This is a genomic window from Shewanella sp. K8 (assembly GCF_028823715.1).
GTDB lineage: Bacteria > Pseudomonadota > Gammaproteobacteria > Enterobacterales > Shewanellaceae > Shewanella > Shewanella algae.
On the sequence record NZ_JAPEHY010000001.1, the window covers coordinates 42675 to 62522 of the forward strand.

At 53.2% G+C, this 19848-nt stretch carries 17 protein-coding genes; 8 read left to right on the plus strand and 9 right to left on the minus strand.

Annotated elements, in window-relative coordinates; genetic code table 11:
• Positions 1–3: 3 nt before the first annotated feature.
• The 4 genes from mobA to ON072_RS00210 are packed head-to-tail and all read right to left on the minus strand — an operon-like array spanning position 4 to position 2813.
• On the minus strand, positions 4–597 hold the full coding sequence (gene mobA / locus ON072_RS00195; RefSeq protein ID WP_025009084.1) for a molybdenum cofactor guanylyltransferase MobA: 594 nt from the start codon (positions 595–597) through the stop codon (positions 4–6).
• Complete coding sequence (locus tag ON072_RS00200) at positions 581–1288, minus strand: ABC transporter ATP-binding protein (protein ID WP_208164460.1); 708 nt, start codon at positions 1286–1288, stop codon at positions 581–583. The genes mobA and ON072_RS00200 overlap by 17 nt, the downstream gene beginning before the upstream one ends.
• Before the next feature lie 8 nt (positions 1289–1296).
• Positions 1297–2004 carry an ABC transporter permease gene (locus ON072_RS00205; protein WP_025009085.1) on the minus strand — a complete coding sequence of 236 codons (708 nt, stop codon included), beginning with the start codon at positions 2002–2004 and terminating at the stop codon, positions 1297–1299.
• On the minus strand, positions 2001–2813 hold the full coding sequence (locus ON072_RS00210) for a substrate-binding domain-containing protein (protein WP_045283803.1): 813 nt from the start codon (positions 2811–2813) through the stop codon (positions 2001–2003). Before ON072_RS00210 ends, ON072_RS00205 begins: the two co-directional genes overlap by 4 nt.
• Before the next feature lie 281 nt (positions 2814–3094).
• Between ON072_RS00210 and ON072_RS00215 the strand changes: the two genes are divergently transcribed.
• Entirely contained in the window at positions 3095–4477 is a 1383-nt protein-coding gene (locus ON072_RS00215; protein ID WP_025009087.1) for a sigma-54-dependent transcriptional regulator, read from the plus strand.
• Positions 4478–4479: 2 nt separating this feature from the next.
• A complete protein-coding gene (locus tag ON072_RS00220; protein ID WP_028780388.1) occupies positions 4480–6588 on the plus strand; it encodes a sensor histidine kinase in 2109 nt (702 codons plus the stop codon).
• A 699-nt stretch (positions 6589–7287) separates the two neighbouring features.
• Here the strand turns inward: ON072_RS00220 and ON072_RS00225 are convergent.
• Positions 7288–7977, minus strand: coding sequence for a DNA-3-methyladenine glycosylase I (locus ON072_RS00225; protein WP_025889011.1), 690 nt, complete (start codon positions 7975–7977; stop codon positions 7288–7290).
• Positions 7978–8113: 136 nt separating this feature from the next.
• Positions 8114–8983: an NAD(P)H-binding protein gene (locus tag ON072_RS00230; RefSeq protein WP_144224128.1), complete on the minus strand. Its 870-nt coding sequence runs from the start codon at positions 8981–8983 to the stop codon at positions 8114–8116.
• Positions 8984–9090: 107 nt separating this feature from the next.
• Here ON072_RS00230 and ON072_RS00235 point away from each other — a divergent pair, with 107 nt between their 5' ends.
• The gene (locus tag ON072_RS00235) at positions 9091–9996 is read left to right on the plus strand and encodes a LysR family transcriptional regulator (protein ID WP_221059241.1); all 906 of its coding nucleotides are present in this window, start codon (positions 9091–9093) and stop codon (positions 9994–9996) included.
• A gap of 92 nt (positions 9997–10088) precedes the next feature.
• Complete coding sequence (locus ON072_RS00240) at positions 10089–10742, plus strand: glutathione S-transferase family protein (protein ID WP_025009091.1); 654 nt, start codon at positions 10089–10091, stop codon at positions 10740–10742.
• Positions 10743–10750: 8 nt separating this feature from the next.
• Here ON072_RS00240 and ON072_RS00245 read toward each other — a convergent pair whose 3' ends face one another.
• Entirely contained in the window at positions 10751–11281 is a 531-nt protein-coding gene (locus ON072_RS00245) for a thioesterase family protein (RefSeq protein WP_025009092.1), read from the minus strand.
• Between the two features lie 114 nt (positions 11282–11395).
• The gene (prlC, locus tag ON072_RS00250; RefSeq protein ID WP_208128813.1) at positions 11396–13435 is read right to left on the minus strand and encodes an oligopeptidase A; all 2040 of its coding nucleotides are present in this window, start codon (positions 13433–13435) and stop codon (positions 11396–11398) included.
• A 364-nt stretch (positions 13436–13799) separates the two neighbouring features.
• Here prlC and ON072_RS00255 point away from each other — a divergent pair, with 364 nt between their 5' ends.
• The 3 genes from ON072_RS00255 to gorA all read left to right on the plus strand — a co-directional run bounded on the left by ON072_RS00255 (position 13800) and on the right by gorA (position 16608).
• A complete protein-coding gene (locus tag ON072_RS00255; protein ID WP_221059239.1) occupies positions 13800–14507 on the plus strand; it encodes a hypothetical protein in 708 nt (235 codons plus the stop codon).
• An 80-nt stretch (positions 14508–14587) separates the two neighbouring features.
• Complete coding sequence (locus ON072_RS00260) at positions 14588–15124, plus strand: hypothetical protein (protein WP_221059238.1); 537 nt, start codon at positions 14588–14590, stop codon at positions 15122–15124.
• Between the two features lie 128 nt (positions 15125–15252).
• On the plus strand, positions 15253–16608 hold the full coding sequence (gorA, locus tag ON072_RS00265) for a glutathione-disulfide reductase (protein WP_045283799.1): 1356 nt from the start codon (positions 15253–15255) through the stop codon (positions 16606–16608).
• 103 nt (positions 16609–16711) lie between these two features.
• On the opposite strand, the gene ON072_RS00270 is transcribed toward gorA, so the two are convergent.
• The gene (locus tag ON072_RS00270) at positions 16712–17479 is read right to left on the minus strand and encodes a hypothetical protein (RefSeq protein WP_144227107.1); all 768 of its coding nucleotides are present in this window, start codon (positions 17477–17479) and stop codon (positions 16712–16714) included.
• Between the two features lie 262 nt (positions 17480–17741).
• On the opposite strand from ON072_RS00270, the gene ON072_RS00275 reads away from it, so the two are divergent.
• Positions 17742–19838, plus strand: a complete 2097-nt coding sequence (locus tag ON072_RS00275) for a M13 family metallopeptidase (RefSeq protein WP_144227105.1) — start codon at positions 17742–17744, stop codon at positions 19836–19838.
• The last annotated feature ends 10 nt before the right edge of the window (positions 19839–19848 follow it).

Sequence of the window (19848 nt, forward strand, 5' to 3'; positions counted from 1 at the left end):
CTCTTAAGCTTGGGATATTTCCGCCGCGAGTTGTTGTTTTTGTTCGTTGGTATTGACGTTAATAAAGGCGCTGGGTTGATCGGCGAATGATTCAACCACTACCGGGTGTTCACTGTACCAGAGATCGATACGGCGCCTGCCGGAATCGAGAAAGGCCTGCATCGAATCCCTCACCGTCGGTTTGAGCAGCATAACCACCGGCTGCTCCCGCTCGCCGTCGGATGCCACGGCGAGATCCGCCTCTGACGCCTGCAGCTTTTGCGCCATACGCTCGACCAGGTCTTTGGGCAGCAAAGGGCAGTCGCAGGGCACCACCAACAGCAGATCGGCATCTGTCTTATCCAGGGCGCTGATCATTCCCGCCAACGGCCCGGGATAACCCTGTTCCAGGTCGGCAATGACAGGAAAACCGAACTCAGCATAACGTGTTTGATTGCGGTTGGCGTTGATCAGGATCTGATTCACCTGAGGTTTTACCCTGTCGATAACATGGGCAATCATGGGGCGCCCCAGCAGGTCCACCAGGCCTTTGTCTTCTCCGCCCATACGCCTTGCCATGCCTCCGGCGAGTATCACCGCATCAATGCGCTGCGACATAGTTGTTCTCCTGCAGTTCTTCCGTGGCCAGGGTCAAATTGGCTGAGGTTGTCAGTTGTTGTGATTCTATATGCCAATGTTGGTGACAAAGTGCCGTTAGTTCTGAGTGCTGGTGGCTACTGATAAGCAGTCCTGTGCCTTGTTGCTTCAATTCGGCAATCATAGCAAAAACGGTTTGCTGCGATGCCCTGTCCATATTGGATATGGGTTCATCGAGCATGAGTAACTTGGGTTTCAACAGCCAGGCTCTGGCCAGTGCCAGCCGTTGCCGTTCACCGCCGGACAGAGTTGAGGCGTTGGTCTTGAGCAGTTGCCCCAACTGGGCATGTTCTATCGCGCTTTGCATCCTAGTGTGCTGTTCGGTCTTATCCAGGCAGCTGTATTTCTGCGCCAGTTGCAGATTGTAGCTGACATTGCCTTCAAACAGGTACGGGTGCTGATGCAGGTAAATAGCCTTGCCGAGCAAGGTATCGCGTCGCCACCAGGGCGCAGCTGGAAATCCTTGGGTATAGATGGTACCGGCACTGGGTTTGAGTAAACCGGCCAGCAGCTTCATCAGAGTGGTTTTGCCGCAGCCATTATCACCTTGCAGATAGATGACCTCGCCCTGGCAAAACTCCAGTTGCCGGGTGCGAAATAACAGGCGTTCACCAAAACGCATCTCTAGATCTTGGGCTATCAGCTTTATCATCAAGCGTCCTAATGGCTTCTGGGATTGGCCCTGCCACGCAGAGTACCCAGAGCAAAATTCAGTATCAATGCCAGCACCAGCAGCACCAAGCCAAGGGCTATCGCCTGGGCAAAGTCGCCTTTACTGGTTTCCAGTGAAATCGCGGTGGGAATGTTACGGGTGACATGGGCTATGTTGCCACCAACCATCATGGAACAGCCGACTTCAGTAATGATACGGGAAAACGCGGCGATAATCGCCAGTAACAGAGGTACTCTCAGCTCGCGGCAAACCACCCAGATGGCAGAGGTCCAACTGGCGCCCAGAGTGCGGCTGGTTTCCCAGGCGCGGCGGTCGACACTGGTGAAGGCGGCATGGCTCATGGCTATCAGTACCGGGGCACAGATCATCATCTGCCCGAGGATCATCCCCTTCTGGGTAAAGAGCCAGCGAAGATCACCCAGGGCACCGTTACGGGTCAGCAGTAAATAGGCCAACAGGCCTACCACCACAGTGGGAATGGATTGCAGGGTTTGCACCAGATTGGTTACCAGCCAGCGGCCGGGGAATTGCACAAACGCCAGGGCGAACCCCAGTATCATGGACGGCAGTAAGGTGATCAGCAGCGCCGCGAAAGATACCGAGAAAGAGACGGAGATAATAGACCAGACTTCAGGGTCTCTGGAAAACAGCAGGCCTAGGGCCTGCTGTATAAGGGCTAACCAGCCTTCACTCATTTGCCGTAAGTTGCCTTGAACAGTTGTTCGCCTTGAACTTTATAGCTGTTGATCATGCTTTGTGCTTCTTTGCTAATCAACCAATCACTGAAGGCACGTGCACCTTTGTGATTCAGATCAGGGTATTTGGCAGGGTTGATCAGGATAACCTGGTAAGGGTTGGCCAAAGTGGCACCGCCGTCGAAGTCGATGCCCAGGTCCAGTTTGGCTTTGTAAGCCACGAAAGTACCACGGTCAGACAGGGTGTAACCTTGCAGTTCGTTGGCCATCAGCAGGGTTTTGCCCATACCTTGACCTACAGAGGTGTAACCTTTGAAGTCTGGAGTCACGTTGGCGGCTTTCCAGATGATCAGCTCTTTCTTGTGAGTACCTGAGTCATCACCACGGGATACGAAAGGTACACCTGACTTGGCGATTTTGGCGAAGGCTTCTTCGGCATTTTTGCTGTCACGGGCCTTGGCAGGGTCGTTCTTGGGGCCAAGGATAACAAAGTCGTTTTCCATGATGCCGCGAGGCTCAACACCGAAACCGTCGGCGACGAACTTGGCTTCTGCGCCAGGAGCGTGAGTCATCACCAGATCCACATCACCCTGAGAACCCAGTTTCAGAGCCTTACCTGTACCTGTGGCAATCACTTGTACCTTATAGCCTGATTCAGATTCAAATTTTGGCAGCAGGTAACCCAGCAGACCTGAGTTTTCAGTACTGGTGGTAGTGGCCAGCTTGATGGTTTCCTGAGCGGAAGCCGGGGCAGAGATCATCAGGCCTGCCGCAATGGCAAGACCCAGCAGTTGTTTCAAGTTCAACATTATTGCTCCTTGGCGTGATTTTAATAAGTGGGCCTAACCCATAAGCCTGCGGGCCACGGCCTTGTACTCGCACCCATTAAAGCAATTTGGGTGCCAAAAACGAATGTTTGCTATAAACCGATATTGAGGGATCCAATATGTGAACTGGATCCCAAGCTTGGTAAATAAGTATCAGACAAATTGTCCCAACCGGCTTTTTCTCTGGTTCATAGTGACCAATTTTTACCGTATCAATGATAGAATCTATTTCAATTGAGTCAAAATGTCCTGAAGCCGACAATATGAGCCAGATAGAAAAGCCACTTAAGTCTAAGCCAATGCCTTCTGCCGTGTCCGTGTTGATTGTCGACGACGAGCCCGGTATGCGCAGTTTCCTCAACAAAGCGCTGGCAAAGAAATTTGCCCTGGTAGAAACCGCTGCCAGCATAGAAGAAGCCGAACAACTGCGCAGCCGTTGTCACTTCGATCTGCTGATTGTGGATATACGTCTGCCCGGCCGCTCAGGTATTGAGTGGCGTGAGGCGCTGGATGATCAGGAGCGGCGCTCCGACATCATCTTTATGACTGGCTATGCCGATATGGAAGTGGCGATTCAGGCACTCAGGGCCGGCGCTTCCGACTTCATCATGAAGCCTTTCCATCTGGAGCAGATGATGAAGGCGGTCGATCGCTGCATCGAGCGGCGCTTGCTGAAGCGGGAAAACCTGATGCTGCGCCGGGAAGTGTCCAGCGGCTATTCCTCCACCATCATAGGCAACAGTGATGCCATGATGGAGGTCAAGCGGGTGATAGAGCGGGTGGCACCGACCAATGCCGTAGTGCTTATCGAAGGTGAGTCCGGCACGGGTAAGGAGCTGGTGGCCAGGCAACTTCACCTGCTCAGTGGTCGTCAGGGCCCGTTTGTGCCTGTTAACTGCGGCGCCATCGCTCCCGAGCTGCTGGAGAGTGAACTCTTTGGTCATACCGCTGGCTCTTTTACCGGTGCCAAAGGCAATCGCGAAGGTCTATTCAGCTTTGCCTCCGGAGGCACCATCTTCCTCGATGAGATCGGGGAGATGCCGCTGAAAATGCAGACGGCCTTGCTGCGGGTGTTGGAGCAAAAGGCGATTCGTCCGGTTGGCAGTGAAAAAGAAGTTAATATTGATGTCCGGGTGATAGCGGCAACCAACCGTAAGCTGGCCGATGAAGTGGAAGCCGGGCATTTCCGCCGCGACCTCTTCTACCGTCTCAATGTACTCGACATAGTTATCCCGCCATTACGGGAAAGACCGGATGATGTGGTGGAATTGACCCATCACTTTACCCGCCAGTTGGCTGCAGAGCTCGGGGTGAAAGAGGTGGTGTGGAGCCATGAAGACCTGCTCAAACTGCAGCAACATCAGTGGCCTGGGAATATCCGCGAATTGCGTAACATGATAGAGCGCTGCATTCTGCTCGGTAAGCCACCGGCGGAATACTGGAAAGAACAGCCCAAGGCCGAGCTGAATGCCCAGCCTGGCTATCCCCACGACTGGGCGCTCAAGGATGTGGAAAAAGACCATGTCACGGCCGTGGTTGACTCCCACGGCGGCAATAAGTCGGCGGCAGCCCGGGTGTTGGGAGTGTCTCGCAAAACACTGGATCGTAAATATAAAGAGTGGTTTGACTGCGAGTCGGAGGTCTGAGCTTGTCACTGTTCAAACGGCTCTTTGGCCTGAGCTGGCAGCAACTGCAGGCAAAGGTGCGTTATCGCATTCTGATCCTGACTCTGTTGCCCATCTTGCTGACGCTGGTGAGCCTGGTGTTTATCACCATTTACTGGAATATCAGCTACACGGGCAAACAGCTGTTTATGAAGGTCAAGGCCGACCTGACAGTGGCCAACAACACACTGGCCGCGGTGCAGGAGCGTCAGGAAAAGCAGCTGGAACATGTGATGCAGTCCTTCGATTTCCAGACCCATTTTCGTTCGATACTCGAAGGTGAACAGCAGAAGCAGAAAGATCTCAATGCTTTCCTGGATCAACAGCGCAAGGCGTTGGATCTCGATTTTCTGCGTCTGGTCAGAATTGCCGATGCTGCGGCCGATCCTGACTTGCGGCAGATGCTGCCCTTGGTTCAGGGGCAAAGCGCCTATTCAGGGCTGATGGTGCTCTCCTCCTCGCGGCTGGCACGAATCGATCCCGAGTTGGCCGAGCGTGCCAAGATCCCGGTGAAAATGACCTTAAGGGCACAAAATCCCGACAGAGAAGTGGAAGAGCGGGGCATGCTCAGCCGCAGCCTGCTGCCGGTAGCCGATGAAAACGGCAAGGTCGGCTGGTATCTGGATGGCGGGATCCTGTTTAATCGCAATACTCGCATCGTCGACCATATTCGCGATCTGGTCTATGACAAGGGCACACTGCCTGAGCGTTCCATAGGCACTGTGACCATCTTCCTCGACAATATCCGCATCAGCACCAATGTGCCTCTGCATTTCTTCCCCAAAGAGGATGAAAATCGTGGCCGGGCATTGGGCACTCTGGTGTCCGAGGAGGTGCGTCAGCAGGTGTTGGTCAAGGGCCAACTCTGGGTCGATAGAGCCTTTGTTTACAACGACTGGTTTATCTCGGCCTATGCGCCGCTGACTGATATTCGAGGCCAGCGGATAGGCATGATCTATTCCGGGTTTTCCGAGTCGCCTTTTATCCACAACTATCTGCTTAATATCATAGAGTTGGGCACCATTTTGATGTTGGTGTTGCTGGTTTCCGGGCTCTTGGTTTATCGCGGCGCCTACAGTTTGTTGCAGCCGATAGAGCGTATTCACCAAGTGGTTAAGGCGGTGCAGTCCGGGCGCAATCTGCGTATCGGCGAGCTGGGACTGGACAGAGACAATGAGCTGGCCAACCTGGCCGAGCAGTTCGACCGTATGCTCGATTTATTGCAGCGCCGCAATGCGCAAATTCAAGCGGCGGCCGAGCAACTGGAGATGAAGGTCGAGGAACGTACCCGTAGCCTGCAGGAAAAAACCGAAGAGCTGCAGCGCAACGTGCAATTATTGAACGAAACCCGTCAGCAGTTGGTGACCAATGAAAAGCTGACAGCCCTTGGGGAGTTGACTGCTGGGATTGCCCACGAGATCAACAACCCTACCGCCGTAATCCTTGGCAATATGGAACTGCTGCGGGTGGAGCTTGGGGATAACGCTGAGCTGGTCGAAGAGGAGATAGATCTCATCATCCAGCAGGTGGGGCGTATCAGCACTATTATCCGCAGCTTGCTGCAGTACAGCCGTCCCGGCGAGTTCAATGCGCCGCTGGAGATGCATCAAATCACACCTATTATCGAAGAGATGCAGCTGTTGGTACGTCACTCACTGGGTAAGCAGGAAGTGGTGTTGTTGCCTGAGCTGAACGCCAGTTATCCGGTGCAGGTAAATCGTCCGCAACTGCTGCAGGTGCTGATCAATCTGGTGGTCAACGCTGCTCATGCTATGGATGGCAAGGGGCGGATCTGGATCCGTACCTATGACTGGGTGGAACAGGACGAACCTGTGGGGATCAAGATAGAGATTGAAGATGAAGGTTCTGGGATCCCGCAAGAGCAGTTGAGTCGGATATTCGATCCCTTCTATACCACCCGTAAGGATGGTACCGGGCTGGGCTTGTCGCTGAGCTACGGTATTATCAAACGCATAGGTGGCACCATAGAGGTCAGTTCGACAGTAGGTAAGGGGACGCTGTTTACTGTCAGTATTTACCATATGGCCAAAGAGGATCAGTCAGGCCCCTATGATGGTTTGCTGTTCGGGTAGGCTCTTGGCTTGGCATGAAAAAACAAAAAAAGAGCCGGGTAATTAACCCGGCCACAAAGAGTGTGTGAGCAATGTCGTGCTTTGCAAACTCAGGAACACCATAACTCTCAGCGGGTACTGCGGGCCTAAAGCTAAGGATGAGTTTTGGAACGCAAGTTAACGATAATCGTTCTCATTTATGTTTGCAACTATTTTTTGACCTTTGGCGATAAAATTTTCCAGTGTTATTCCTCCTTTCTTGGATTTCCGACCAAAAAATCTACCTAAATTATTAATTTTAAATTAGTTTAAATCTAAGGTGCAGGCCGGTAGTCATTGGTAGTTTTGGGGCTTAATCCAGATGGCTGCACCTTCCTTAGTGCCTGATTCCCTCAATGTTGGTTTGTAGAGAGGGGCATCAAAATTTAAAAACAGCAGCGAGGGATGAAAATAGTTGGCGGAGAGGAGGAGCATAAAGCTCTGACAATAAGAATCAGCCAAAAAAAGGGCCGGGTAATTAACCCGGCCTAAAAGAGTGTGTGAGCAATGTCGTGCTTTGCAAACTCAGGAACACCATAACTTCAAGCAAATCTCAGTCGACTAGCGGTTAACTGACTCTCAGTTAAGGATGAGTTTTGGAACGCAGAACAAATGATAATGGTTCTCATTTTCGATTGCAACTGTTTTTTGTCTATATTCAAGACAAATTTATCTCAGGCCTCAGATACGATTGTCCCCGGTGCTACAAGCCAAGATACGGCTGATGGCGGCCATGCTCCTACCGCTGCTCTGCTGCCAATGATTGAATACAGCTTGTACCTGGGCCAGGCCGCTTTTTGAGCTGAAGCCTGCGTCCACCAGTTTGTGACTCTTGAGATAGTTTTGAACATCAGCGGTCAACAGGAAGCTGTCTTTACCTATGCCACGCAGAAAATAGGGGCCGGTATTGCCACCCAAGCGTGCACCACGGCGTTTGAGTTCCTGCCACAGTGAGGTGATCTCCTCCACCGGCCAGAGGGCGATATATCGGGCCAGGCTGCCGTGTTCTCTGGCAATATCCTGCACCATGAGCGCGTTATCATAAATGGCCTGGGTCTTTTTCTGGTGGCGAATGAGGCGACTGTCCTCACCTCTGGCCTGCAACTGCTCAGGGGAGAGCATCAACACTTTCATGGGTTCAAAGCCAAAGAAGGCCTCTTCATAGGCCGGCCATTTGTGTTCCACTACCTTCCAGACAAAGCCGCTCTGAAATACCTGTTTGCTGAGTGCTGAAAGCAACTCGGCATCTGTATATTCCAGCAATTCTTCCGTGGAACAGACTCTGGGTAACAGGCTCTCCAGTCGCTCGGCGCCGCCTTTGCGCTCGCAGGCTCTGGCATAGATGGTGGCAAAATCTTCCGGCTTGCTCATGTGCTTTCCCTTTTGATTCAATTACTGCTGCACCAGTGTAATACCAATCGGGATAAAGATGGGAGTGATCAATGATGATTAACCATCACAGCCCCTCCCAGGCAAAGGGAGGGACTGTGGCACGCGATATCGGGTATCAGGATTGAGTGAGGCTCTGTTCAAACAGGGCCTTAAGTGAATGCCCTGGGCGCCCCAGCAGACGTTCCAGATCTGCGCTTTGTTGCTGATATTCACCATCGGCTATCGCCTTGGAGTTGTTGGCAAACGCCTTGGCCATAAAACCGGGGAGGCCGATCCCGAGGAAAATCTGCTCCAGCTCTGCGACTGAAATGTTTTGCAGCCGAATGTTTTTGCCACTCACCTGCGACAGGTATTGTGCCACCTGGGCCTGGTTCAACAGTTCCGGGCCTGTCAGGGTATAGGTTTGCCCAAGATGGCTGCTTACAGGCGATTCCGATGAGAGAATGCCGGCGATGGCCTCTGCCAGATCGGCCTTCCACACAGGGGCAAACAAACCATTTTCACCGGCATTGAGCATGGTTTCTGTTGCCAGAGTGTGCTCCAACCCGGCCAACTGCAATTCGGCATAGGGACCGTTACGTACCAAGGTGTAAGGCACACCTGAGTGAACTATTGCAGCTTCTGTTGCCGCATGGGTGCGGGCAAAGTCGAATGCCGAGTCCAGGGTCGCCAATTGGAAACTGGTATAAACCAATTGTTCGACAGCGGCGGCCTTGGCGGCGCTGAGCACATTCATGTGCTGCTGCAGTCTCTGATCATTGGGTGTATCACCCGAGATCAATAACAGGCGTTTGACGCCCTGCATGGCTTTCGAGAGTGAAGCCGGGTCACTGTAATCGGCAAAGACCTTCTCTACATCAGCAAACTCGTTCAATTGTTCAGGGTGGCGACTTGCCAATCTCAACTGTTTGGCAGGAACCTTTGCCAATAAGGCTTGGCTGACCAGACGGCCCAATTGGCCGGATGCACCTAAGATAAGGATCATGTTTTTTACTCCAGTAGGTTTATGGCATCAGTGTATCCCCGTGGCAAAAATTGATAATGAGTGCTTTACTTATCACTTTGGTTATTGAAATTAAACAAAGGTGAGAGATGGATGCGGCACAACTCTATCGTATGTTGGTATTCGCCACTGTAGTGGAACAGGGATCGTTAACGGCGGCCGCAGAAGTGCTGGGGATCAGCCGCTCCATGGTGAGTCAACATTTGAAGAAACTGGAACAGCGTCTTGGCTGCCGTTTATTGCACAGAACCACGCGCAAGATAGGCTTGAGTGAAGATGGCCAGCAGTTCTATCACTATTGTGCCGAGTTGTTGCAGCTGGCCAAGCAAGCCGAGGCCGTGACTCGCCCCAGTGATGAACAGCTACATGGCAGTTTGCGGATCACGGCGCCGGTAGGGATAGGTGAGCTGTCACTGCTGCCCTTGATGGGGGCGTTTCACCAGCGTTTCCCCCATATCCGGCTGACACTGTTGCTGGAGGACAATAAGCTCAATCTGCTGGAGCATAAGATAGATATCGCCATTCAGGCCGGCTGGCCGGAAGACTCTGAATTCAAGGCGATAAAATTGGGCGACTTCGAAGAGTATCTGGTGGCTTCGCCCGAGTATCTCAGTCGCCACGGCAAGCCGCTGCATCCGGATAACCTGCATCATCACCAATGGCTGATGCATGCATCGAGTCATTTGCCTCGCAGCTGTACTTTGCACAATAGTCAGGGCGAACAGTTTCGTATTCGGGTTACCCCCTTTATCAGCTGCAACAGTACCAATGCCATCTCGGCTCTGGCTGCTCAGGGGCTTGGCATAGCCACCTTGCCGGATCATCTGTTGCAAAGGCAATTGGACTCGGGAGCGCTGGAACGTCTGTTACCGGATTATCATCTGCGTGAGGGCGGTATCTATGCCATTCACCCTTACCGTGAGGGGATGCCACCCAGAGTCCGGGTCATGTTGGACTTTCTCAAACAGAAGTTGGGTCAAACAGAGGGTGGATAATTCCTCGCAGCACTCATGGTAACTGTTCACGCCTTCCCTAAGCGGTAGCCAGCAACTAAAGTTAAAGTTGGTAACCATGGGGATCCCTGTCTATGGAGCTTTACTACCATCCATTGTCGCGTTATTCGCAAAAGGTGCTGCTGGCACTTTATGAAAAGCAGGCAAACTTCTTTCCCCGGGTAACGGATCTGCAGGATCCATTGGAGCGCCAACACTATCTGCATTTCTATCCATCCGGTAAGCTGCCACTCTTGGTGTGTCAGGACGGCAGCCTGTTGCCTGAATCCAGCATTATCATAGAGTATCTGGACAATAAAATGGACGCCGGCACCCGGCTGTTGCCCAAGGAGCCCGAGCTCAATCTGCAAGTGCGTCTCTATGACAGAATTGCCGATAACGACCTCAACAACAGTCTCTATCAGCTGGAGCAGCAATATAGCTTACCGGAAGAGCAGCAACTTCCTCTGGTGCAGCGTCAAATTGAAAACCGTCTCAGACTTTGCCTGCGAGCGTTGGACTTACGCCTGGTTGAGCATCATTGGCTTTGCGGAGATGGGTTCACTTTGGCCGATTGTGCCTTAATCCCTTGTCTTGGTTATCTGCAGCGCAGTTTCAACTTACTGGATTACCAGCATTTGGGGCGCTACTGGCTGCAGGCGCAATTGCGGGGTTCCTGGATGTTGGTGCAGGATGAAGTGACTCTGGCTCAGGAGGAGGCCAGCAGTGGGCTCAGGCCAATCCCCTGAACAAGAATTCAGCTGTTACGGGCCTTTTTGAGATCCAGGAACGACTTCCACTTGATGATCTCTGCCGGTAACTCGGGCGTGGTTTCATCGAACCCGGCTTCCGTCAACAGGTTTTCCGTGGGTACCGGCTTGCGTTTGCAGACGAACAAACCTCTGACATGCACTATGGCATGCAGGCCTCTGTCCGACAGGAAACGTTGCTCTATGTAGAAATACTTTTCATCCCAGCCAACCACGCGAGAAGCAATTTCAAACTGCTGTAATGGCCTGATATCCCTTACATAGGTGAACTCGGCAGCATTGACTATCGGCATCCATTTCAGTTTTAGAAAGCGCTTCAGCAAGCCCATTTCGGCCATCATATAAGTGCGGGCCAGATCCATAAATGCCGGGTAGCGGGAGTTGGTCAGGTGTAGGTTGATGTCACAGTCACTCGGTAAAGCCCGATAACGGATGCGGCTGGTGCCGAGAAAACCAATATCGTTTGCCCGGCGCACTCGCCAGAGCAGCAGCCAAAACAGGCGAAAGTAGAGGTTCATCAAAGGGTCCAAGAGTTGAGAGGAATTAAAGGCTATCAAAGGTCATACCAGACGGCAAGCGAGAACTGGCTCACAAAAAAGGCGCCCGCAGGCGCCTAATCAATTGCTTCTGCCTCAGGCTTGGATCCCTGAGTGACGCAGCAGTGCGTCTATGCTGGGCTCGCGGCCACGGAAGCGAGTAAATAGCACCATAGGCTCTTCACTGCCGCCCATCTCAAGTATGTTGTGCAGGAAGTCGCGTCCTGTGCTCTCGTTGAAAATACCTTCCTCCTCGAAGCGTGAGAAGGCATCGGCAGACAACACCTCGGCCCACTTGTAGCTGTAGTAGCCGGCGGCATAACCTCCGGCAAAGATATGGGCGAAACCGTTCTGGAAGCGGTTGAATTCAGGCGGTGTGACCACTGCCACCTGGCGTCGAACCTCATCCAACATCTGTTGAATATGGGCGCCCTTGGCCGGATCAAACTCCTGATGCAGGCGGAAGTCGAACAGAGAAAACTCCAGTTGCCGCAGCATCATCATGCCGGACTGGAAGTTCTTGGCGGCCAGCATCTTGTCCAGCATCGCCTTGGGCAGCGGCTCCCCGGTCTGATAATGGCCGGAGATCTCCGCCAGCGCCTCTTCGGCCCAGCACCAGTTCTCCATAAACTGGCTTGGCAGCTCCACGGCATCCCAAGGTACGCCGTTGATACCGGAAACCCCGCCGACATCGATGCGGGTCAGCATATGGTGAATACCATGACCAAATTCGTGGAACAGGGTAGTGACTTCGTCATGGGTAAACAGCGCCGGCTTGTCACCCACAGGGCGATTGAAGTTACAGGTGAGGTAGGCTACCGGCTTTTGCAGGCCTGTGGCCGTCATCCGCCGGGTTCGGCAATCATTCATCCAAGCGCCGCCCCGCTTGCCTTCACGGGCATAGAGGTCCAGATAGAAGCTGCCTCTGTGTTCGCCCTCGGTATCCAAGATGTGGAAGAAGCGCACATCTTTATGCCACTTGTCGAAATCCTGCTGCTCTTTGACATCCATACCGAACAAGCGCTTGATGGTGTAGAACAGGCCGCTGAGCACCTTGTCTTCGGGGAAGAAGGGACGTAGCTCTTCCTGAGATATCTCATACTTGTGTTGCTTGAGCTTTTCGCCGTAGTAACCCAGATCCCAGGCCGCCAACTCGGTTACACCATAATGCTCCTTGGCAAACTCCTTGAGTTCGGCCAGCTCGGCCTTGGCTTGAGACTTGGAGCGCAGCGCCAGCTCATTGAGGAAGGCGATAACCTGCTCGGGCGATTGCGCCATCTTGGTGGCCAGGGACTTATCGGCATAGGTATCAAAGCCCAGTAACTGTGCCAACTCATGGCGCAGGCTCAGGATCTCGTCCATCAGCGGGCCATTGTCGAACTCACCGGCATTGGGGCCTTGATCCGAAGCGCGGGTAACAAAGGCGCGGTAGCACTCTTCACGCAGACTGCGGTTGTCGCTGTAGGTCATGACCGGCAGATAGGATGGAAAATCCAGGGTGAATAGCCAACCTTGCTGTTCTTTGGCCTCGGCCATCGCCTTGGCGGCGGCAATGGCAGACTCTGGCAGACCGGCCAATTCGGCTTCATCGGTAACCAGCTTGCTCCAGGCATGTGTGGCATCCAGCAGTTGGTTGGAATAGGTGCTGCTGAGTTCGGACAGGCGCTTTACAATCTCTCCATAGCGGGCTTTTTGTTCATCATTGAGGCCTATTCCCGACAGTTCGAAGTCTCTCAGGCTATGTTCTATCACAGTCTGTTGCGCCTGGCTGAGCTGGGCAAATTCCGCCGATGCCTTGAGCTCTTTATAGGCCTGATACAGGCCCTGATGTTGGCCGACAAAGGTGCTGTACTCAGACAACAATGGCAGGCAGGCATCGTGCGCGGCGCGCCACTCTTCATTGCTGAGTACAGAATTCATATGGGAAATCGGCGACCAGATCTGGCTCAGCTCATCGTCCACCTGCTCCAGGGGGGCTACTAGGTTTTCCCAAGTGTAGGGGCCTCCTGCGGCCAGCACGGCTTCTATCTTATCGCGGCATTTGGCTATGGCCTGTTCGACCGCCGGTTGAATGTGCTCGGCCTTGATACTGGAAAAGGGCGGCAGCTCCTGTGCTGTCAGCAGCGGATTGGTCATTGTCTGTCCTCTCTTTGGGCGTGGGCCATAGGGCCTGCATTGGATGCCTGGTCTTGCCGCCATGGCGGCGAATATTCAGGGGCGTGGCTAATAGATAAGGGTTCCGCTTTGATTTATCAAGGTGATAAAAGCGATTGGTGCCATAGCTGTGGCACAGATGTGAAACATAGCAGTGAAACATAGCCGCCAAACTCGGCAGTGAAATACCCGTGAGTCACGAGTCACTGCTGCCGTGGATGAGAGCCTACCGTCAATGCACAAAAAAATCATAAATGATAACTGGATCTAAAACACGATTCGTTATCATTTACATATTGAGGTGGTGGAATAAAATAAACTTTACTTTGTAAGTTTGGTACGTTTTATGCGCTATCCGCTTTTGTTGCTGACACTCCTGTGCTGCAATCCATTATTGGCCGATGAGACCGCCGAAACCCAACTCATGCTGGGGTGGGACAGCCGCTATATTTCCGAGGGGCGTGACAACTTGTCTGCGGGCGGGATTGCCTGGAGTGGCATTCACCATAGCCGTGATGGCCTGGGGGCCTTCGTGTTGTTTGGCCGAGCCGACAGTGTGAACTACGCCGAGCTCAATGCCGGGGTGGAATACTGTTTCAACCCACTCGAATCAGTGGAAGCCGGTGTCGGCATGCAGCGACTGGAGTTTTACGGTGATGAGCGCGCCCATGACAATGAGGTGTACGCCTATCTCGCCTATCAGGGGCTGAGCTGGCTGACACCATCGATTAACTATACCTATGCTACTGAAGCCTCTGGTTATTTTGTTGAGTTGAGCCTGCACAGCCATTGGCAAGTGAACGAGCAACTGACTCTGACCCCCTATGTGACCCAGGGATTCGACTTTGGCTATGCCAGCCAGACCCATGATGGCCCCAATCATCTGCAGCTTGGTGTAGAGGCATGCTACTCATTAACCCCTTCTTTGGTGGCTTCCTTGCATTTGAGTCACAGCATAGCGGAGGATGATATCAAGCAGCAGGCGCAAGAGGAGGATTGGCATGGCGACCTGGATCAGTCTTATGCCGGCTTGCATCTGGAGTGGCAGTTTTAAACTGGCTAACATTCACCGCAGCTTCTAGACTCAGATGTGAAGACAAACAGCGTCGAAGGATCGATGCGGGAGTACAGGGAATGTTAACCTACAGAATCGGCAGGCTTTGCTGCCTGCTCCTTTGGTTGGGAGTCGCCCCATTGGCTGAATCCCAGGCCGAATCAAGCTCAGACCTGAATCCAGACCTGAATCTAGTGTCGAGTTCAGAGTCCTCAATAGATAAGCAACTCAGCAACCCGGACAAAGAGCCTGGTTCGCTCCCTCTGGGGTTAGCACTCGACAGCGAGGGCAATCTTATTGCCATTCCACAGCAGTTTGAAGCCGCACTTGAATATGAGTCTGCGCCCTTGCCCAAGGCCTCGCGCGACAGTAAACCAACGAAATCCCGAAAAAAGAAGGCATCCAAGCCTCGCCGCCAAGTCGCCGATGATCCCAGTTGTCGCTGGTTGGATAAGCGAATGAAAGAGCTGGAGCGGCGCCTCAGGCAGAAAGATTCCCACACTGCCAGATTTTTGCAGGCTGAACTCGGCGAGCATCAACAGCAGTTTCGTTGCCTCAAGTGCTCGGGTTCAGGGCCTGAGACCCAGGATTATTCGCGCTGCACCTTGTATCACTGAAATTTTTACCGGCAGACTCTGGTCTGGTCACTTGATCTGAATCCCCCTACAATGGCTCACAAGTATCCCGCCAGACGGGAGGTCGCCCTGTTGGGCGAAAGAATCTGTATCAATCGACGGAGATAAACATGGCACAACATTTTGACTATATCTGCCTGGGTGCGGGCAGCGGTGGTATTGCGTCAGCCAACAGGGCCGCCATGCGTGGCGCCAAGGTGTTGCTGATTGAAGCCAAACACCTGGGTGGTACCTGCGTCAACGTCGGCTGTGTGCCCAAGAAGGTCATGTGGTATGGCGCCCAAGTGGCCGAAGCCATGCATCTCTATGCCAAAGATTATGGTTTTGATGTCAGCGTCAACCAGTTTGACTGGAACACTTTGGTGGCCAGTCGTGAAGCCTATATCGAACGGATCCATGGCTCCTATGAACGCGGTCTGGCCAACAACAAGGTCACTGTGGTTAACGGCTATGGCCGCTTTGTTGATAACCACACCATTGAGGTCGACGGTGAACACTACAGTGCCGAGCATATTCTGATCGCGACCGGTGGCGCGCCCAGCATTCCCGACATTCCCGGGGCAGAATATGGCATAGACTCGGACGGTTTCTTTGCCCTGCGTGAACAACCCAAGCGGGTAGCCGTAGTGGGTGCCGGTTATATCGCGGTGGAAATTGCCGGTGTATTGCATGCCTTGGGCAGTGAAACCCATCTGTTTGTACGCAAACATGCGCCGCTGCGTAACTTCGACCCCATGCTCTATGAAACACTGATGGAGTCCATGGCCAGCGAAGGGCCTTCGCTGCATACCCAGAGTATTCCCAAGGAAGTGCGTAAAAATGCTGATGGCAGCCTGACTCTGGTGCTGGAAAACGCTGAAGAGTACACAGTGGACTGCCTGATCTGGGCCATAGGTCGGGCACCGGCCACAGGCAATATCGGCCTTGAAAATACCGATGTGCAGTTGGATCCCAAGGGATATGTGATAACTGATGCCCAGCAAAACACCAGCGCCAAAGGGGTTTACTGTGTCGGTGACATCATGGCGGGCGGAGTAGAGCTGACACCGGTTGCCGTCAAGGCGGGTCGCTTGCTGTCAGAGCGTCTCTTTGGCGCCCTGCCGGATGCCAAGATGGACTATGACTGCATCCCGACTGTGGTCTTCAGCCACCCGCCAATTGGCACCATGGGGCTGACAGAGCCCGAGGCCAAAGAGCGCTTCGGTGAGGATCAGGTTAAGGTCTACACTTCCTCCTTTACCTCCATGTACACTGCGGTTACTGCGCACCGTCAGGCTTGTAAGATGAAGCTGGTTTGTGCCGGCGCCGATGAAAAAGTCGTCGGGATCCATGGTATCGGCTTTGGCATGGATGAAATCCTTCAGGGCTTTGGCGTTGCCATCAAGATGGGCGCCACCAAGGCTGACTTTGATGCCGTAGTCGCTATCCATCCAACGGGCGCAGAAGAGTTTGTTACTATGCGTTAAGCTGTGACTCGTTGAGTCAAGCTTGTAAAAAAGCGCCCAAGGGCGCTTTTTTGTTGTCTGCGGCGGCTGTAATGTCATTGCCGAGGCGCCATTTTACTCAAGGCTAAAGGCTTTCCGCTTGTGTCGGTGCTTTCGAGCCCCGAGGTTCCAGACAAGCCAGTAATTGCTGTTGGGCTTCATCGCGCTGCGATTTATCTATCATGCCATAAAGAATTCTCAGTTCATGACTGACCCCTTGCTCGTCTCTAACCTTGAGCGTCAACTTGCTGCTGTCCTGATAACCCAGGGTGATTTTATCTAAGGGTAACAAGTAAAACTGTTTGCCACTGGAGTCGGGTGAGAAGGAGATCCCTTCATTGACTATGGCAAACAGGTAGCCGGATTTTTTGATCTGGTATTTGATCATGGCGAATAAAGCGGCGAAAGCCATAAAGCCCCCTACCGCCGACCCGAAGCCCATCATGAGCACGCCTATAGCCATCATGATTGCTGTGCCCCCGGTAATATCGGCATATTTAAACACTGTATGATGCTGCTTCACCTCCTCAGGGTCGCTCTTTTGCAGGTTGCGGAAGCGATAACGCTTCATATCGTTTCCCAGGCCATCGAGGAAAAATATACTCCAGGGAATAAAGGGAAGGCTGGCAATGATTGCCATGGTCAGCGTCAGTTTTTGATAACGACGGAAAGTAAACAAACAGAGGCACAGTACGATAAAGGCACTCAAGAAGAGTAGCTGCAGCTTTTCAGCGCCGCTTTGGCTCATCCCCACTTCTCGAATAAGCACTTCATCTATTATCACGGGAGTTAGGCAGAGAAAGAGTAGCGTGACAGCTAACCCGATCCAGGTTGTGGTTGAAATCCATTTCATGGTTATTTCCTTTGTTAAGCCATCTTGGCTTGAGGTTTCTGCAATAGGTTGAACAGCTTCTCCACAATAAGCCAGAAATCCGCCTTTGCCTATTGCCTTTTGGGTGGGAATTACCTCAGACGCTTTTGAGGTTAAGGGATGCGCAGGGGGCAATCTGCCTCATATCTTGTGACAGTTTTCTGCTTGGCCGCCAAGCGGTGAAATGAGATAGACTCGAAGATCAAACGCCTGAAAACCCATAAATAAGATCAAGGAAATTTGCATGTTCAAGCCCAATGCCATCGCGCTGTTTACCGCCGCGGCCCTGCTCGGCGGCCTGGCCGCTTGCCAGTCTCAAGATACAGCTTCAACCAAGGTGCCGTCTGTGGCTTCCCGTCAGGGAGAGGCCAATATAGGCATCAGTCTGGCGGCCATGGATACCAGTATTAAACCAGGAGATGACTTCTACAATTACGCCAATGGTCAATGGATGCGGGATACCAAGATACCTGCCGACCGAGCCTCCACTGGGTCTTTTCTGGTGGCTTTTGAATCGACCGAGCAGCACAAGGCCGAATTGATTGCTGAGCTGGTGGCCAAGCCCCATGCTGCCGGTAGTGATGAAGCGCGAATTGCCGATTTTTATCTGGCCTATACCAATACTGATGCCATCGAAAAAGCCGGCCTGCAGCCATTGGCGAATTACCAAAAGCAGATAGCAGCCCTGAAAACCAAACAGGCGCTATCGGCGGCCTTGGGAGCCAGTTTACGGGCCGATGTTGACCCGCTCAATGCCACCGACTATCACACTGAGAATCTGCTGGGGGTATTTGTCACCCAAGGGCTGGCGACTCCTGGAGAGGTATTGCCCTATCTGTTGCAGGGCGGGCTGGGATTGCCGGAGCGGGAATACTATCTGTCGGGCGATCCCAAGATGCAGCAACTGCGGCAGGCTTATCGTCACTATGTCGAGACCTTGTTGCAAACCGCTGGCATAGACAATGCCGGTGAACGGGCCGAGCGAATATTCGCGCTGGAGCTGAAAATAGCTGCCGCCCACGTCAGCCGTGAAGACAGTGAAGACTTTGCCAAATCATCCGCAGTTTGGAGCCGGGCTGACTTTGACACCAAGGCCCCGGGTATCGATTGGCAGGCATTCTTTGAGGCCGCGCAACTTGGCCAGCAGCCACGCTTTGCCGCTTATCATGGCCCCGCCATCCGCGCACTCTCGGCCTTGGTAGCTTCCGAGCCGCTGGCGAGTTGGCAAGATTGGTTGCTGTTCCACCAGATCAATAGCCACACAGATGTCTTGCCTTCGGCGCTGGATCAGGCGCACTTTGCCTTCTATGGCACGACCTTGTCAGGCACGCCTATGCAACGCAGCCGCGATAAGCGCGCCTTGGAGGCGTTGGATAATTATCTGGGAGATGCTGTTGGCCGCGCCTATGTGAGCCGTTATTTCCCGGCGTCGGCCAAGGCCAAGGTCAGCGAGTTGGTGGATAACATAGTCGATGCCTTCCATGGCCGGGTTGAGGCGATTGATTGGCTGGCACCGGCCACCAAACAGGAAGCTCTGGCCAAGGTTGATACTCTGGTGGTGAGTGTGGGCTATCCGGATAATTGGCGTGATTACAGCCATTATCAGGTGGGGCAGAGTGCTTATGCCAATGCCGTGGCCGGTGAACAGGCCGAATACGCTCATCAATTGGCCAAAATAGGCAAGCCCCAAGATAAAGGGGAATGGTGGATGAACGCCCAGATAGTCAATGCGGTAAACCTGCCGGTGCAAAATGCGCTCAACTTCCCGGCCGGGATACTGCAACCGCCGTTTTTTGATGCCACGGCCGACGATGCCTATAACTATGGTGCCATAGGGGCTGTCATCGGCCATGAGATCAGCCACAGCTTTGATAATAATGGTGCGGCTTTCGATTCCAGCGGCGCTATGCGCAATTGGTGGACTCAGGCGGACTTTGAGCATTTCGCCGCCCAAGGGGATGCCCTGGCCAAGCAGTTCGACAAATATGCGCCTTTCCCCGACTTGCATGTCAACGGCAAACTAACTCTGGGGGAGAATATCGCTGATGTAGCCGGATTGGCTGCCGCTTACGATGCTTACCGGGCGTCACTCAAGGGCAAAGAGGCGCCCGTTATTGCCGGTTTTAGCGGTGATCAACGTTTCTTTATCGGTTATGCCCAAACTTGGGCAACCAAGATGCGAGATCAGGCCATGCGCCAACGTATTGCCACCGATGGTCATGCCCCCGGCAACTACCGGGCCCTGACTGTGCGCAATCTGGATGCCTGGTACCGCGCCTTCGATGTCAAACCCACAGATGCTCTCTATCTGGCGTCAGAGGACAGAGTCAGGATCTGGTAAGCCTACCGAT

What these genes read in the sequence shown, in the direction of transcription:
- ON072_RS00245 (WP_025009092.1), bottom strand. Translation starts at nt 11,281, where the DNA reads ATGAACCTCTACTTTCGCCTGTTTTGGCTGCTGCTCTGGCGAGTGCGC.
- ON072_RS00225 (WP_025889011.1), bottom strand. Translation starts at nt 7,977, where the DNA reads ATGAGCAAGCCGGAAGATTTTGCCACCATCTATGCCAGAGCCTGCGAG.
- ON072_RS00235 (WP_221059241.1), top strand. Translation starts at nt 9,091, where the DNA reads ATGGATGCGGCACAACTCTATCGTATGTTGGTATTCGCCACTGTAGTG.
- ON072_RS00260 (WP_221059238.1), top strand. Translation starts at nt 14,588, where the DNA reads ATGTTAACCTACAGAATCGGCAGGCTTTGCTGCCTGCTCCTTTGGTTG.
- ON072_RS00270 (WP_144227107.1), bottom strand. Translation starts at nt 17,479, where the DNA reads ATGAAATGGATTTCAACCACAACCTGGATCGGGTTAGCTGTCACGCTA.
- prlC (WP_208128813.1), bottom strand. Translation starts at nt 13,435, where the DNA reads ATGACCAATCCGCTGCTGACAGCACAGGAGCTGCCGCCCTTTTCCAGT.
- gorA (WP_045283799.1), top strand. Translation starts at nt 15,253, where the DNA reads ATGGCACAACATTTTGACTATATCTGCCTGGGTGCGGGCAGCGGTGGT.
- ON072_RS00205 (WP_025009085.1), bottom strand. Translation starts at nt 2,004, where the DNA reads ATGAGTGAAGGCTGGTTAGCCCTTATACAGCAGGCCCTAGGCCTGCTG.
- ON072_RS00240 (WP_025009091.1), top strand. Translation starts at nt 10,089, where the DNA reads ATGGAGCTTTACTACCATCCATTGTCGCGTTATTCGCAAAAGGTGCTG.
- ON072_RS00230 (WP_144224128.1), bottom strand. Translation starts at nt 8,983, where the DNA reads ATGATCCTTATCTTAGGTGCATCCGGCCAATTGGGCCGTCTGGTCAGC.
- ON072_RS00275 (WP_144227105.1), top strand. Translation starts at nt 17,742, where the DNA reads ATGTTCAAGCCCAATGCCATCGCGCTGTTTACCGCCGCGGCCCTGCTC.
- ON072_RS00215 (WP_025009087.1), top strand. Translation starts at nt 3,095, where the DNA reads ATGAGCCAGATAGAAAAGCCACTTAAGTCTAAGCCAATGCCTTCTGCC.
- ON072_RS00210 (WP_045283803.1), bottom strand. Translation starts at nt 2,813, where the DNA reads ATGTTGAACTTGAAACAACTGCTGGGTCTTGCCATTGCGGCAGGCCTG.
- ON072_RS00200 (WP_208164460.1), bottom strand. Translation starts at nt 1,288, where the DNA reads ATGATAAAGCTGATAGCCCAAGATCTAGAGATGCGTTTTGGTGAACGC.
- ON072_RS00255 (WP_221059239.1), top strand. Translation starts at nt 13,800, where the DNA reads ATGCGCTATCCGCTTTTGTTGCTGACACTCCTGTGCTGCAATCCATTA.
- mobA (WP_025009084.1), bottom strand. Translation starts at nt 597, where the DNA reads ATGTCGCAGCGCATTGATGCGGTGATACTCGCCGGAGGCATGGCAAGG.